The following is a 16,225-nucleotide window of genomic DNA, read 5'->3' as shown; positions in this document are numbered from 1 at the left end:
GAACAAACAAAAAAACAAAGAATAACAATTAGTTAAAGCAAAAAGCATAGATATCGCTTATGCAATAAACATTTTTTATACCTATGTCGTGCCTAAAATATTATTACCCGCCTCTTTTCATGAAAATAAAAACAACAAATAGACAAAATAAAAGTGGTAGAGTAATTAACTGAGTGGGGCAGGTAAAAACTCACAACAAGGTTTTTTTAAGAAAAGAAGACCTGGTATTATATTAGTTATAGAACCCGGCATGCAAAATAACAGAGCCCGTTTTAATCAGACGGCGCTGAACTGAGTTTTTTAAACTGACAGCAACCCTTTCCTATATCATAGAGGAATATATGATTCTTCATCAGAAAAATATTCTCATTATTGATAATTTCGATAGCTTTACATTTAATATCGCCCAAATGATTGGCGAGGTAAATGGTCAAGAGGCTGTTGTATTACCGAACACCTTATCCTGGCGTGAGATTCATAAAATTCCCCATGATCGTATCATTCTCTCTCCCGGTCCCGGCACGCCGCATCAGCGACGAGACGTCTGCAGCTCCATGGACATACTGGCGTATGCCGATGTACCCGTGCTGGGCGTCTGTCTCGGTCACCAATGCCTGACGTTGCATCACGGCGGCCGCGTCATCGCTGCGCCAGAGCCCATGCATGGCCGTATACGCCGCGTCCATCATTACGGCACCCCATTGTTCCACGGCATTCCCGAGACCTTTGAAGTCACACGATACCACTCGCTGGTGGCCGACAGAGCTTTGCCCGACGCACTGGAACTGATCGCGGAAACAGAAGACGGTATCGTCATGGCGCTGCGCCACCGCACCCTTCCTCACTGGGGCGTCCAGTTTCATCCGGAGTCCATATGCTCGGAGTATGGCCGCGAAATCTTCGGCAACTTTCTCTCCGATGCCATAGCCCCTCTTCAGACCCAGAAAACCGTTCAATACAAGGACAGCTCGAATGTTTAGTATCATTGACGGCGTCCCGGCGCCTGCGTCAACCCAATCTTACGCGCTACTGTGCGACCCACTCCCCTTGACCGTCGACGCCGAGGATGTTTTCACGCACATCTACGGCCGCAGCGACTATGCATTTTGGCTGGACAGCAGTCTCCTGGTCCCCCCCTGTCACGCTGGTCTTTTATGGGCGACATCTCCGGCCAGGACGCCAACGTCGCTTTCTTCGATGCCAAACGGCAGACCGTGCGAGTGGTACGGCCAGGCACCCGCAGCGAAGACACGCTAACGCTGTCGATTTTCGACTATCTGGAACGCAACCGCTCCGTGCACGGCCTGGACGTAAAGCACCCGCACCCCGACATCCCGTTTCTCGGTGGCCACGTCGGCTATTTCGGTTATGAATTGATAAGCCTGACGTGCAATATGCCATCGCCTCTATCACCCTATCCTGACGCCGCGTTTCTGTTTTGTACGCGCTTTCTGGCCTTTGATCATGTTGAAAAGCATCTGTACGTCGTCGCCCTCTACGACCCGCAGGAAAAGGATGCGGCGCAAGTCTGGGCCGAAGAGATGAAAAAAACACTGGGCGCTCTGCCGCCCGCCCCGCCCGTCACGGGGGGAAACGCTACCGCTCCGGTAAACTTCACGCTACGCCAGGACCGGGACACCTATATAGCCAATATCGAACATTGTCTGGCTCAGATTACGGCGGGGGAAACCTACGAAGTCTGCCTGACTAATGACATTTCCGCGCAGGTGCATGTCGAACCGCTCGATCTATACCGCCGGTTGCGCCGCCGCAACACGGCCCCATACGCTGCGTATCTTCGCTTCGGGGAACTGGCGGTGGCATGTTCCTGCCCCGAGCGCTTCCTTCGCATCGACCGCGACGGTATCGCTGTGACCAAACCCATCAAGGGGACTTCGCCGCGAGACCAGGATCCCGCTCGCGATGCTCAGATTGCGGAAGCACTGCGACTGGATGAGAAGAGCCGGGCCGAAAACCTGATGATCGTCGACCTGATGCGTAACGATCTCGGCCGGGTGTGCGAACCCGGCAGCGTCAACGTCCCGAGCCTGATGCATATTGAAAGCTATCAAACCGTTCACCAGTTGGTCAGCGTCATTCGAGGTCGCCTAGGCTCCCACGAAACCGCACTCAGCTGTATCGCCTCGTGCTTCCCCGGCGGCTCGATGACCGGCGCACCGAAGATTCGCACACTGGAAATCATCGATGCGCTGGAAGCAGCCCCCCGCGGCATCTATTCCGGTGCCATCGGCTACCTTTCCCTGTCGGGAGAGGTGGATCTCAATATCGTCATACGCACCATCGTCTGTACGCCGAATAGCGTCTCGGTCGGATGCGGCGGCGCCATCGTCGCCCTCTCCGATCCCGCCGCAGAATTCGACGAAATCTTACTGAAAGCGCGGGCGCCGCTCGCCGCTATCGCCGAGTCCGTGACCGGTCAGACTGATGCGCCTTTTACCATCGCGGGTGAATTCAGCAACCCGGCAGGGACACGCACGGATGAACCGCAGCTACGTTTGGCAGAACCGGATGATGCGCAGGCGATGACGGACGCGGTATATCAACTGTTACGGGAGTTGGGCGGACCGGGACCGCAGTTTTCCCTAGACGGTGCCCGTCAGGCGGCTGTCCGTATCACCGCTTCCCGCGAGTTGGGCTTTGCCTACATCGTCGAAGTCCCCGGCAGACATGGGATTGTCGAGCTAGCGACCGTCTCCCGGGTGCACGCACTGCGCGCCAGCAGCGAATACGGCATTTTGCAGGAGTTATGGGTCGATCCCAATTACCGCTCGGCACGTCTGGGCCAACAGTTGTTGGACGCCGTAGATCATGAGGCACGGTCGCGTGGATGGCCGATGATAGAAGCCACATTACCAATGAATGACTACCCGGCGTTGGAGAAACTGACTCGATTTTACCAAGCCGCGGGCTACGCTAGCGCCGGGCAGCGTTACAGGAGACGCCAAGGATGACGATGAAAACAATGCAAATTTATCAGGTACGAGAAACGGAACTGAAGCCGCTTGCGATGCTGGTGATGGCGAACGGCCATACCGTTCCGTCCAAAGAAGTGCCTGAACGAACAGACACCCTTTGCAAAGGACTGCTCCGCCAGCCGAGAGTGTCCTGCGCGACGCCGTCCCAGGAGGAGGAACAGGCGGCAAACACTACGCTGGCAACGCTATTGCCGCGACTCCATAATCCTCGGTATCTGGATGGACTGCGTCACGTCGAGCAGCCCCGGGATCCGGCCCACGCACGGGAGCTGGCGCAAGACTACGCCGCGCCGGGCATTGAGCAAAATACGCTGTTGGATAATACCTGCTACCCGCGCGCGGAGGCCTCCGCTATGGCTAGCCTGCTTGCTGCGCGCGGTCTGACGCAAAGGTACGCCGACTATACCTACGCGCTCTGCCGCCCACCGGGTCACCATGCAGGAAGGACCTTTCTCGGCGGCTACTGTTTTCTCAACAACGCGGCCATCGCCGCACGCACGCTGGCCGATGAGGGTCTAGCGCCGGTCAGCGTTATCGACATTGACCATCACGTCGGCAACGGAACGAGCGATGTACTGTCTGCGCATCCGGATATACATTTTTATAGCCTGCATGCATTGAGCGAAAAGACCTTCCCTTACCAGCACGCCATCGCCCCCGCCCATCCCGCCCATCGCTATACGGGATTTGAGACGCCGCCCGACGCGACCGCCTATCTGGCCGCATTGGATAATGTGCTGATGGACGCCGTTTCATCGGGAGCGCGTTCCCTGGTCGTCAGCGTCGGCTTCGATATCATTGAGGACGAGCCTCACGGTATCTGGCGACTGTCGCCCCAAGTGTTCCAAGCGATTGGCGAGCGTTTCGCCGCGGCCAACCTGCCCATTTGCTTTGTGCAGGAAGGCGGCTACTTGATGAGCGCGCTCTCCGACTGCGCCTTCGCACTGGTCAATGGCCTCTTAGCGCCCGCAACCCACCCTCCTCGGGTTCGACAGGGCAACCCACTTGAAGGGCTGGAACCCTTCCGTGTCCAGATCAACGAGCTGGATGATGCCATTATCAGTCTTATCGCCCAGCGTATTGATGTCTGCACACAGGTCGCCGCGTATAAACGCACCCATGATATCCCGATGATGCAGCCGGGCCGGCTAAATGCCGTGAAACAGCGCTGCGCCGAGCGCGCGGCCAGTCATGGGCTTAACCCCGAGTTTGCGATCGCGCTGTACGAACGTATTATCGACGAAGCCTGCAGGCTAGAAGACTCCATCATCAAAGCCTGATCGCGCGGGCGCCACCACCACAAGGAAGTCGCAATATGATACGAATTTACACGCTGGGGCCCACCGGCACCTGCCATGAAAACGCCCTTCGACACTATCTGCGTTACCAGAACGTGGAGGAGGCGGAGATCATCCTGGTCGACGATCTTGTCGCCGCAGGCCAACAGGCGGTCGATGATGGCGATGCTTATCTACTGCAGTGCAGCGCCCACAATCAGGTGCATATTGTCACCGAGCGCTTCCGCGAACGACTTCCGGTCGTGGATACGTTTATTTTTCCCACACAACCCCTGGCATTGCTCAAACGCCGCGACGTCGAACATCCGCGCCATCTGGCGCTGCCGGAACCGACGCTGGGCTATATTAATGTAGAGGACTGGGACGAAATCATCCTAGAAACGTCCAAACCGGTGGTGGCGGCGAAACTGCTGTCGGGCGAATACGACGCGGGATTGGCTTATACCTTTGTCGCCACCGAGAATCCCGACCGCATCGAGCTGTTGGAAACCTTAGGCGAAGTGGTGACGACATGGTTGCTCTATGGTCCGCGGGCGCGCTATCGAGGGGAAATTATCGCCATGTCCTATCCTGAGTTGAACGCGTCGCAGCATGCCTCTTAACCATTCCATCGCCGGTCGGCGTGTCCGATTGCTGCCGCAGGCGCTGACTCTTGGCGCGTTCGCCATCGGTCTTGATACCTTCGTCGTCATCGGCGCTCTGCATGAAATCGCCGGCGATTTCATGATCTCTCCTGCAACGGCGGGCAGGCTGGTGTCCATTTCTGCGTTAAGTTACGCCGCATTCGCGCCGCTCAATGCCTGGTGGTTTAGATCGTGGTCAACCCAGAGAGTGCTGCTGCTCTCTCTGGTGTGCTTTATTGCTGGCAATAGCTTGAGCGCCTTTAGTCCCTCCTTCGGCATCTTGATAGTAGGACGCATTGTGTCTGCCTTCGGCGCCGCAATGTTTACGCCAACCGCGACCTCGCTGGCCGCAATGCGCATGCCTCCAGGCCGAAAAGGCGTCGCACTGGCGCTGATTTTCGGCGGCATGACACGGTCTGAGGCGTTGGGCGTACCGCTCATCACCTGGATTTCACACGCCATGAACTGGCGCTGGGCGTTTTACTGCGTCGTGTTCTTCGGCATTCTTGCGCTGACTCTGCTGTTCATGCTGTTGGAGCGTCCCGGCGCTCCGCCTTGCTCCGCACCGGGCGTTGCCAGGGGATCGCGCCGTTTTCCACCCGCCGTATGGGGGCTATTCTGCGTCACATTGCTGGTCGTTACATCCGAGTTCACCGTTTACGCCTATATCAGCGTTCTACTGGCCAATACTCGGCTTGGCGATGTCCCAACGTTGCCGCTGGTGCTGATGGCCTATGGCATCGGTTCGGTGCTCGGCAATATCGCGACGGGGCTGTTGACCGATCGGTGGGGCCCGGGGAGGGTTCTGAGCCATGTCATCGTACTGCAAACTACCGGGCTTATCGCATTGGTCCTGTTCCGTGAATCCGCCGCCGCGGCGCTCGCGCTCAGCGCGGGATGGGGCATCGTCAGCTATATGTATCTGGTTCCTATTCAACACCGCCTGCTGGGACTGGCGGGCGCGGCGGCCCAGCAGGCGCTGGCGCTCAACAGTTCCGTTATCTATATCGGCATCGGAGCCGGTAGCGGAATCGGCGGGGTGATCATCACGCACGGCGGGTTTTCGATGCTAGCGTTGGTCGCAGGCTTCATTGGCATCCTGGCGCTCATCCCCGCGAGGGCCGTGATGCGCAAGACTTGCTGACGGCAGATTCACGCCGGAATGCGGCGCAGGGTTACCCGGCACTGAGGTGTGTTGCATAGGCCCCCCCTCCGGAGAATTTTGCGTCCACGGTTATTCCCGGCTTGACGGGCCAAGCCAAGAAAAGCAATGAGCGAGCCTTCGCACCAAGCGCCAGCTTAATATCCGTGGTCTTAAAAGCGGCGAGATCGACCAGCCCGTGCCGGCCGCCAGTCGCCACCATAAAGATGCGTATATTTGGACACATCCCTCTCCGCATAGGCAAATCCGACCTAAGATTAGGCTATCTCTCTCTTTTGCCATTCGAATTGTGTGGATATCGTTCACCGAGCCGCCGGCGAAAGGGGGGAAACGGAGATGTTCATTCAGTAAGAGGCGAGACATGTTTGGATTAGATGCATTTCATCTTGCAAGGATACAGTTCGCGTTCACGGTATCTTTTCATATTATTTTCCCCGCCATCACTATCGGCTTAGCCAGTTTTTTGGCCGTGCTGGAAGCGCTATGGCTCAAAACCCGCAACGAGGACTATCGCGATCTTTACCATTTTTGGTCGAAAGTCTTCGCCGTCAATTTTGGTATGGGCGTCGTCTCTGGGCTGGTCATGGCCTATCAGTTCGGCACCAACTGGAGCGGTTTTTCCGAGTATGCGGGCAGTATTACCGGCCCGCTGCTGACCTATGAGGTGCTGACCGCCTTTTTCCTGGAGGCCGGTTTCCTTGGCGTGATGCTGTTCGGCTGGAACCGCGTCGGGCCGGGGCTGCACTTTTTCGCCACCTGCATGGTGGCGCTGGGGACATTGGTGTCCACATTCTGGATACTGGCGTCAAACAGTTGGATGCATACGCCGCAGGGTTACCAAATCATCAACAGCGTCGTCGTGCCGGTCGACTGGTTTGCCGTCATCTTTAACCCTTCCTTCCCCTATCGGCTGCTGCATATGACCACGGCGGCTTTCCTCTCCACCGCCTTTTTCGTTGGCGCCTCGGCCGCGTGGCATTTGTTGCGCCGCAACGATACCCCGGCTATCCGCACCATGCTGTCGATGGCGCTGTGGATGGCGCTGATTGTCGCGCCGATTCAGGCGATGCTGGGCGATATGCATGGCCTGAATACGCTGAAATATCAGCCGGCCAAGATCGCCGCCATTGAAGGCCACTGGGAAAATCGGGCGGGAGAAGCCACGCCGCTGATTCTGTTCGGGCTGCCGGACATGGACGAGGAGCGCACGAAATATACGCTGGAAATCCCCTATCTGGGCAGCCTGATCCTGACGCACAGTTTGAACAAACAGGTGCCGGCGTTGAAAAGTTTTCCGAAAGCGGATCGCCCCAATTCCACGGTGATTTTCTGGTCGTTTCGGATCATGGTGGCGCTGGGCCTGCTGATGATCTTGATGGGGGTGATCAGCCTGTGGCTGCGCTTTAAACGCCGTCTTTATCAGTCTCGTCCTTTTCTGTGGTTTACGTTGCTGATGGGCCCCTCCGGACTGATCGCCATTCTTGCGGGCTGGTTCACCACGGAGATCGGCCGTCAGCCGTGGGTCGTCTACGGTCTTCAGCGCACCTCGGCGGCGGTTTCCGCGCACGGTGATTTGCATATGAGCATCAGCCTGCTCGCGTTTATCGCGGTCTATTGCTCGGTCTTCGGCATCGGCTACGTCTATATGATGCACCTGATCAAAAAAGGGCCGCAGCCGGGTGAAGGCACGCATACGCCGGAAGGCGGACCGGGCAAACCGCAAACGCCGTCCAGACCGTTGTCGGCCACTCGTGAACCGTTAACGTCCGAAGAGGGGAAATAACGTGGCTATCGATCTTCCATTTATCTGGTTCGCCATTATTGTGTTCGCCACCCTGATGTACATCGTGATGGATGGCTTCGATCTCGGCATCGGCATCCTGTTTCCCTTCAATCGGGATGCCGGGGAGCGCGACATGATGGTCAACACGGTCGCCCCGGTGTGGGACGGCAACGAAACCTGGCTGGTGCTGGGCGGCGCGGCGTTATTTGGCGCATTCCCGCTGGCATACGCCGTGATTATCGATGCGCTCGCCATCCCGTTGACGGCCATGCTGATCGGGCTCATCTTTCGCGGCGTCGCCTTTGAATTTCGCTTTAAGGCGACCCCCGCGCATCGCCCTTTCTGGGATAAATCATTTATCGCCGGTTCCCTGCTCGCGACCTTTAGTCAAGGAGTGGTCGTCGGCGCGTTTCTCAACGGATTCGCCGTCACGGAACGCGCCTATAGCGGTCCCGCGTTGGGCTGGCTGGCGCCATTTCCGCTGTTCTGCGGCGTCGGTCTGGTCGTTGCCTATGCGCTGCTCGGCTGTACGTGGCTGATTATGAAAACCGAACATGAACTCCATCGTAAAATGTCCGCGCTGGCGATCCCGCTGGTGGCCGCGCTGCTGGTGATTATCGCCATTATCAGCCTGTGGACGCCGCTTCAGCATCACGCTATCGCCGAGCGCTGGTTTGTGATGCCGAACCTGCTTTACTTCCTGCCGGTTCCCCTGCTGGTGCTGGCCTGTTCGTGGGGGATTGTCCGCGCGGTGAAGGGACATGCGCACTACGCGCCGTTTTTACTCACGCTGGGGCTTATCTTTCTCGGCTTTAGCGGACTCGGCATCAGTATCTGGCCGCATCTCATTCCCCCGTCCATCACCCTGTGGGATGCCGCCGCTCCCCCGCAAAGCCAACGTTTTATGCTGGTCGGCGCGCTGGTCATTATCCCGATCATTTTGATCTACACCTTCTGGAGCTATTACGTATTTCGGGGAAAAATCAAACCGGATGCGGGTTATCACTAACAGAAATGCGGAGGCAATATGGCTGAAATCAACACCGCGCCTACCCGTGCGCCGCTGTGGCAGCGACTGCTCTGGATGGTGCTTATCTGGTCGGGAAGTATTCTGGCGCTGGGCGTAGTCTCATTGCTGTTTCGCATGATGATGACCGCGGCAGGGATGAAAAGTCATTAATGAGAAAAGCGCCATGCTCCAGCGGACATCGTCGGAGCATGGCGCTTTAGGGTACTCTTCGGCAAGCATGATCGGTTCAAGTGACTGACAGAAAGGAGAGCCGGTCCTCCGCCTTATGCGTCTTTCCCTGGCGAACGATGAAATCGTGTCGTTCAGACCACGTTGACCTGAACGACCTTGGTTTTAGTTATGCTTTGCCCGAGACGCTCAGGCGGTACAGTTCTGACGCTTTAACAGTACGTCGGCGAATTGACGCCCAAACTGTTGCAGGTACTGGCGTTGCAGCAGGCACTCATGGGTCGCATCCACATCGCACTGAATCAGTTTTCCGGTAACATAGGGTCGCCAGAGATCCGGCTGTTGTTCCTGCGATCTCAGAATATCGGTCGATGCGCGGATAAAGAGCAGGTCGCCGTGGAACGGTTGATAGCGACATTTCTCCAGCAAATCCAGCATCAGCGTGGCATCTCCGATGAGACGCGTCAGGAACGTTTCGCGAATGCTGCGATCCCCGAGCGCCTCTTCCATCGCACTCTTCAAGCCTTTGATCCCACCTCGCGCCGCGCCGGAGATAGCGCGAGTCATCCGGGTAATGATGGTCTCGTCATCCAGTCGCAGAGATTCCCTACCGCGTTGCAGCGGGTAGCTGTCGAACATGGTCAGGAAACTCACCTCCTCGCCCGCGGCCTGCAGGAGATTGGCGGTGCGCAGCGCGACGTTGCCGCCTACCGACCACCCGGCCAGCTGGTACGGACCGTGCGGCTGGATCGTCCGGATCCTTTCCAGATATTCAGCCGCCATTTCATCAATGGAATGAATAACGCGCGTCGCGTCCTGAAGGATGGGCGACTGCAACGCATAGACCGGCTGGTCGTCCGGCAGATAAGGCAGCAGACCGGCGAACGCCCAGCCGATCCCGCCGCCGGGATGGAAGCAGAACAGCGGTGGTCTTTCACCTGTCGAACGCAACGGCAGAATAGGATCGAACGGGTCGGCGGCGCAGCCAGCGAGCCTGAGCTGTGGCGCGAGCTGTCGCGGCGTCGGCGAGGAAAGAAAATCCGTAATGCTCAATTGCACCCCGAATTCGTCGCGGATCAGATTAATCAACTGTAGCCCCAGCAGCGAATGGCCCCCGAGCGTGAAGAAATTTTGGTTGGCGTAAACCTTGTCGCACTCGAGTATGGTGGCAAACAGGCGGCACATCGCCGCCTCTTCCGCTGTACGCGGCGGCGACAGTTCTACCTTGTCCTGCATGATGGGTTCGGGCAGTTCCCGAACCGCCAGCTTGCCGTTGGGCGTCAGCGGGAACGACTCGACCACCATAATCACGCTCGGGACCATATACTGCGGCAGTTGACTGCCGACGGCCAGCTTCAAGGTTTCGCTGTCCAGTTCCAGCTGGCTGTTGGCGACATAAGCCACGATCGCCGGGCCATAGGCCAGATCTTTCAGCATCGCCACCGCGTCTTCCACATCAGGACAGCTCAGCAACGCATTCTTGATTTCATCCAGCTCGATGCGCAGACCACGCAGTTTGACCTGATTGTCTTTCCGGCCCTGGTAGTGAATGAGTCCCTGATGATCGAAGAACACGCGGTCACCCGCCCGGTACATTCTGCGTTCAGGGTCTTGCAGGTCGGGGACAAAGCCTTCGGCCGTGAGATCCGGGCGGTTGCGATAACCTCTGGCGACGCCCGGCCCTGCGATATACAACTCACCCCAGGCGCCCGGCGGCAGCAGGCGCTGATTCCGGTCCACGACATAGAGGCGTGTGTTGGCCGTGGGTTCGCCAATCGAGAGATCGTCGGCGCCGTAATGGGCGTTAATCGAGGTGGCGAACGAGGTTTCCGTCGGGCCGTAGACGTTGAGCAAACGACAGTGGGAGAAGCGCGCCAACAGTGCCAATGAACAGGATTCGCCCCCTAGCAACAGCGTCATGCCCTGCGGGAAATCTTCCTTCTGGTGATAGGCCAGTAGACTGGGCGTCATAACCAACGCATGGATGTTCTTGCTTTTGGTCAGCGACGCCAACGCCCGGCCCGGCGTGGCGGAGACCTTGTCCGCAATCACCAACGTCGCGCCGGAAAGCAGCGTCATGAAGATTTCCAGTACCGACATATCGAAGCCCGCCGCGATAAACTGCAGCACTCGAACGCCAGGCTGTAATTTCGCCGCCGCAATCGCCGAACCGGCGATCGACACCAGATTACGATGGGTGACTTCCACTCCTTTCGGTTTGCCGGTCGAGCCGGAGGTATAGATCAGGTAGGCCAGCGTAGACCGATCGAAATGATCCAGAGAGCGGGTCGCCGGCGGCAGTGCAGCCAGCCTGTCTGCCGTCAAATGCAGCACGATGGACGGGTCGACGTCGGCGTTCAGCGGGCTGTCCGATACCACAATCACCGCAGCCGGTTGAGCATCGTTCAGAATGTAGCTGATACGACCTTCCGGCAGCTCCGGCACGATGGGAATATAGCAGGCGCCCAGTTTGAACAGCGCGGTCATCGTCACCACCCATTCGACGCTGCGCGCCACAATGACCGCGACATCGTCGCCGGGGCGAATGCCAAGCTCACGCAGATAAGCGGCCAGGCGGTTGGATGCTTCATCCAGCTCGGCGTAGCTGACCTGACGCTTATCCTGGACCAGCGCAACTTCGTTAGCATGAGCGCGGGCAGACTCGGTGAAGGTTTCGGGAAACAGCGGCAGTGCATCGGGCCGGGGCGGCAGCGAGTAAACGCGTTCACGCTCTCCGGGCAATAATAGATCGAAATCCGCCACACGCGACTCCGGCGCGTCCACAAACCGCTCCAGCAGAGAAATCAGCCGCTGGTAGTGCAACTCCAGTGCGTCAATCGGGTATAGATCCGCGTTGGCGTCGAACCCGAAATCCAGGTGGCCGTCGCTGTTGCGGTCGAAAATATTGAAGCTCAGATGCTCTACCGGCCCGCAGGCCACGTTATCCACCGACATCTCGCAGCCGTCGAAGTGGGCTCTCTGGTCGTAGGCAATCACATTGATTAACGTGTTAAACAGGGGTTTGTGCCCGCGCTCGGCGTAAAGATCGCGGATCATCGATTCAGAGCGGTAGCCCTGATGCAGCAAGTGGTGACGCAGCTGCCGCTGGATAGCCGCCGCGACGGAAATTATCGTAGAGGCGGCAGAGAAAGAGATGTGTAACGGCAAAATGTTAGCCACCATCGATAGGATATTGCGCAGCGCTTTCGCTTTTCGGGCGGCGACGGGAATGCCCACGACCAGTTCGTCCTGCCCCGTCATTTTATGCAGGTAGGTGGCGCACACGGCGATGAGGATGCTGGATAAACGTAACTCCGGATAGTTGACCGAGGCGAGGGTTCTGAGGCGGTCCAGATTTTCCCCAATGTAACGCTTACGCAGGCGGTTGAGCATGGTCAGCGGCACATTGCCCGGCACCAGCTGCGTGACTTCCGGCAAATCCAGACAATAATTGCGCCAGTAGGCCTGATCCTTTATATAAGAAGGACTTTTACGGTAAACCTGCTCCACTTCATGCACTCGTTTTAACGGCTCCAGCACCAGTGGCGCGGGCGTTTCACTGCGCAGCAGTTGTCCGTAATGTTCCGCCAGCAGGCGGAAAAATACCCCATGACTATAACCGTCAAGGATCAAGTGCGTTCCCATCTCTATCAGGCGATGCTGGTCGTCAGCCATTTTAACCAGGTAGTAGCGGATCAGCGGCGCATGAGCCAGGTCCATATCTCGACCCAGGAGATTGTCGAGCTGCGCCTGATAGGCCGGTTCAGGGTCGCGTGCGGCGGAAAGATCAACATACTGAACGTAAGCGTGTGTCTGACAAGGCACGACGTATTGCACGTATTGCCCAGACGCGGGGTCTATTTCAAATTGAGTGTGCGTGGCATCGACTTCGCGGCACACGGTGTTAATAGCTTGAATGAGTAACTCACGATTAAGCCGCCCTTTGAATTCAAGCACGTCGCATAAATGATAATTAAAATTATGCTCAGCTTTGGCGATAGCGAAACAAACTTCCTGTTGGGCAGTGCTCAGTGGACAGGGTTCCTTTTCAGGCATAAAATATTCCTCTTTTCTAATTACCACGCAGATTCCACCCATTAAATTATTCATGGCCTGGAAAGTTAATGGGTCTTAATTTTCGCCACTGATGTAGCTTGACAAATTTGAAGTCATAGGCCTGGTGCAATGATTTCGCGAGGAAATCTCATAAACTATAATACCCGTAGGGTAAGAAATAAGGCTCTCTCATTCTTGTTTTGCTATGATAGGTATAAAAAACTTAATTAAGCAAGCGCAAATAAAACGCCTGATTAAAGTATCACCACAGTTTTTTTGGTTATTTATAATAAAAGTCCATATTCTTAATTCATTAATTACCGGCGATGGTTTTGTTATGAAAACACCTTTTTTTAATATTGACGACATCTGATTAATATAGCGCTTAGAGAATGCTAAAACTCCCTGATAAAAACAAGATGTTTATATACAAACACTTACACCTATCCACTAGATCCTGCACCGCAGGCTGTCTGTCGTCAGCGTCAGAGAGATACTCCAAACACAATGAGATTAAACGCATTTCGCCGCTTTTAATTATCGATAACCTTTGCATTGTCAGCCTAAGAATTAATCGACTCTTCTAGCCTCTTATTTATATTGCGTTACACTTCAGGATTAAATAACAAACCACAACCATCCCCTTACTTAACATAATCTTGCGAAATCGCCCCAACCCGCTCCTGACCAATGACGACTTATTTACTCAAAAACATTTTGTTTAACTCACAATGAAAAAAAGAAATTCAGGTTTAGACAAAATAAATTACCAGGGCGTTATTATTTCGTCGAAATTAATATGTTGATTACACAACAATAGCCTGATTCATCCGTTAATAATGTTGAATTTTCCAGTGCATCTTCAACCACAGCCTGATTAAAAGGCAGCTATTATTTTTATCTGCAAACGATACTTGGATATGCAGCGATGGCGTCACTGGAGAAACTATAGGAGGTGTGCTTTATCCTGCGGTTCGTCACCCTCACTATTGAAGAAGCGCGGGTGGTCGGGATTCGCACTCTTCCGCTGTCATCACATCCGCGACGAGTGCGCGCAGAGCTGAATTGTCATCAGTTCGCTTACGACGATGAGGACGGCAAGGAATTTAGCGGCGGCGCATTGCATTCACGAGCAGCCGGGCAATGCAGGACTCTTAATACGCCGACGATGAGATTTCGTCGGCGTACTGTCCCTTCGAACGGGCTAAGGAAAACGAAATTTTCGTTATGCATGAATAGGAAGTGAAAGAGTGATAAAACTAACTTTACATCTTACAACCGGGAGTAAGTTTAAAATTTAAAGAGCCCCCGTAACATTTTTGAGTTAATTATTTCGACGCCATGAATCCATTTAAAATGGCTAAGAATGCTTGTTTCAATAAATACGACGATATGGAATGAAATTATTCAGCACACTTATAAAAACATTGCAAATAAAATATCACATCAGTTAAACCACGAGAGTTAACTGACGCTAAATGAAACCATCTTATTCGCGTGCGTATGACTATTTGTAGTACCACCCCTAATTTATGACTCGCATATAGATAAATAATCACCTGCGCTGTGATGCTTCCATAATACTTTTAATATTGAGCTTTCGTAGCATGCTTTGTTTATGGCAGCTAATGGTTTTTTCACTCAAACATAAAAGGCCAGAGACCTCCTTGTTGCTTTTCCCCTTCAACAGATACTGAAGCACCAGATGCTCTCTCGGAGAGAGCTTTTGCAGTTGCCTATCCCAGGAAGGGCCTGATGCATGGCGCGTGACATCTTGTATCTTGGAGATGATCTCAACTATCGGACTTTTTAAATCAATGATCGCGTCGTAATTGATATATCGAAACATCCGATCCGGCAAACTGTCCTTAAAGAGGACAATCTTGTTACTGCTATTGACGTATTTTATTACGTCGACCAGCGAGGAAATGATGGAAGAGTCGTGCAATACTTCAATAAGAAAAACCTGCTCTTTTTCCTGCTGTAGATTGTTGACTAACCCACAGATATCCGCAGCGACATAACGCCTATCGCTATCCGTCATTATTTTACTGATAATGATATTTTGTAGGGAATAAGAAATGATTTCATTCTCAACCAGAAACACATAATCCATTGTTTATCACCCCCATACCGCAAGCAATAGAAACCAAGAAGCGCTGTTTTAAATGCGGCTAATTCAAACAATATGAATTTTTATCGTTTAAGCAATTCTCATAAACCATAGCACTTAACAAAAATTATGGTAGGTTAAATCTTGTCTTGACTGGTCTGCTCTCTTATTACTCATCAATTTAGCTTTGAGTCGCGTATTATTTGTGCGTTTATTCATTTCCCTGTTTGACTTTTCGTCCTCCATCGATTTCATCCCTATCTATTGTTCGACAAGCTGCCTTTATCGTGTGGTTTCATGAGATGAACCTAGGCCCCTAAAAACCGGAGATGACGATGCGAAATTGAACAAACATTCCGCATTTCAAGCGTATTTAGGTGCTCTCATATGGAAATTAGGCCAAAGATTCGACACTTGAAAAACAGAAAGAATAAAGGGCTTGCCATCCATGCCGGAGCAGTCCATAATGGCGTCCATTCCAGTTACTGGAACGCCATAAAAAGCATTTTAATCAATGAGTTATCTCTGGATTTTATGTAAAACACCCTGTACGACCGTAGCTCAGTTGGTTAGAGCACCACCTTGACATGGTGGGGGTCGGTGGTTCGAGTCCACTCGGTCGTACCAATTCTTTTTCTGCTACCGCCAGTTTCCTTAGATCACTCGATATTCCAAGACAACGCCTCGTTGTGATTCTGTGCCCCTTGATGTATCCGCATCTTCTCCTGCTCAAATGGCTTCTCATGTTTTCTCTGATGTCGCATTCGCCCCTTTTTTTGCCGACACGGCTGTGTTTTTCACGATACCAAGCCTGTAGAGATGAACACCGCCAAAGTAAGAAACACATTCTCCAGCGATCAGACCCGTTACCTTCAGCGTGAGCGTCATCAGCACCATTGCGAAATCGTCGTCCGCTTCGTTTTCAGCCTCGCTGCCGAACACAACGCTGATTTGCTTGCGTTACACCACCTAGAACGGCAACGCGTCCGCCAGCGA

The 16,225-nt window shown here is 54.2% G+C and carries 11 protein-coding genes and 1 tRNA gene; 9 read left to right on the top strand and 3 right to left on the bottom strand.

The window, feature by feature from the left end:
- Positions 1 to 341: 341 nt before the first annotated feature.
- From I6N93_RS07060 to I6N93_RS07025, 8 genes are all read left to right on the top strand, one after another.
- Positions 342 to 980 carry an anthranilate synthase component II gene (locus tag I6N93_RS07060; protein WP_112103936.1) on the top strand — a complete coding sequence of 213 codons (639 nt, stop codon included), beginning with the start codon at positions 342 to 344 and terminating at the stop codon, positions 978 to 980.
- 51 nt (positions 981 to 1,031) lie between these two features.
- Positions 1,032 to 2,972, top strand: a complete 1,941-nt coding sequence (gene pabB, locus I6N93_RS07055) for an aminodeoxychorismate synthase component I (RefSeq protein WP_254900105.1) — start codon at positions 1,032 to 1,034, stop codon at positions 2,970 to 2,972.
- A complete protein-coding gene (locus tag I6N93_RS07050) occupies positions 2,969 to 4,276 on the top strand; it encodes a chorismate mutase (RefSeq protein ID WP_085684387.1) in 1,308 nt (435 codons plus the stop codon). Before pabB ends, I6N93_RS07050 begins: the two co-directional genes overlap by 4 nt.
- Positions 4,277 to 4,311: 35 nt before the next feature.
- A complete protein-coding gene (locus I6N93_RS07045) occupies positions 4,312 to 4,896 on the top strand; it encodes a hypothetical protein (RefSeq protein ID WP_085684389.1) in 585 nt (194 codons plus the stop codon).
- On the top strand, positions 4,886 to 6,061 hold the full coding sequence (locus tag I6N93_RS07040; RefSeq protein WP_085684391.1) for an MFS transporter: 1,176 nt from the start codon (positions 4,886 to 4,888) through the stop codon (positions 6,059 to 6,061). The genes I6N93_RS07045 and I6N93_RS07040 overlap by 11 nt, the downstream gene beginning before the upstream one ends.
- A gap of 379 nt (positions 6,062 to 6,440) precedes the next feature.
- Positions 6,441 to 7,862, top strand: a complete 1,422-nt coding sequence (locus I6N93_RS07035) for a cytochrome ubiquinol oxidase subunit I (protein ID WP_085684395.1) — start codon at positions 6,441 to 6,443, stop codon at positions 7,860 to 7,862.
- A 1-nt stretch (position 7,863) separates the two neighbouring features.
- Positions 7,864 to 8,871, top strand: a complete 1,008-nt coding sequence (gene cydB / locus I6N93_RS07030; protein WP_085684397.1) for a cytochrome d ubiquinol oxidase subunit II — start codon at positions 7,864 to 7,866, stop codon at positions 8,869 to 8,871.
- An 18-nt stretch (positions 8,872 to 8,889) separates the two neighbouring features.
- Complete coding sequence (locus I6N93_RS07025) at positions 8,890 to 9,042, top strand: DUF2474 domain-containing protein (protein ID WP_085684399.1); 153 nt, start codon at positions 8,890 to 8,892, stop codon at positions 9,040 to 9,042.
- A 207-nt stretch (positions 9,043 to 9,249) separates the two neighbouring features.
- On the opposite strand, the gene I6N93_RS07020 is transcribed toward I6N93_RS07025, so the two are convergent.
- Together I6N93_RS07020 and I6N93_RS07015 are read right to left on the bottom strand one after the other, a co-directional pair.
- A complete protein-coding gene (locus tag I6N93_RS07020) occupies positions 9,250 to 13,116 on the bottom strand; it encodes a non-ribosomal peptide synthetase (RefSeq protein ID WP_085684401.1) in 3,867 nt (1,288 codons plus the stop codon).
- Between the two features lie 1,555 nt (positions 13,117 to 14,671).
- The gene (locus I6N93_RS07015; RefSeq protein WP_085684403.1) at positions 14,672 to 15,232 is read right to left on the bottom strand and encodes a helix-turn-helix domain-containing protein; all 561 of its coding nucleotides are present in this window, start codon (positions 15,230 to 15,232) and stop codon (positions 14,672 to 14,674) included.
- A 547-nt stretch (positions 15,233 to 15,779) separates the two neighbouring features.
- On the opposite strand from I6N93_RS07015, the gene I6N93_RS07010 reads away from it, so the two are divergent.
- Positions 15,780 to 15,856: transfer RNA gene (locus tag I6N93_RS07010), tRNA-Val, on the top strand.
- A 114-nt stretch (positions 15,857 to 15,970) separates the two neighbouring features.
- Here the strand turns inward: I6N93_RS07010 and I6N93_RS07005 are convergent.
- Entirely contained in the window at positions 15,971 to 16,171 is a 201-nt protein-coding gene (locus I6N93_RS07005) for a hypothetical protein (protein WP_085684405.1), read from the bottom strand.
- Between the last annotated feature and the right edge of the window lie 54 nt (positions 16,172 to 16,225).

The sequence above is a fragment of the Lonsdalea populi genome (assembly GCF_015999465.1).
GTDB lineage: Bacteria > Pseudomonadota > Gammaproteobacteria > Enterobacterales > Enterobacteriaceae > Lonsdalea > Lonsdalea populi.
The sequence above is the reverse complement of the archived record's forward strand: the minus strand, read 5'-3'. Positions and strand labels throughout refer to the sequence as shown.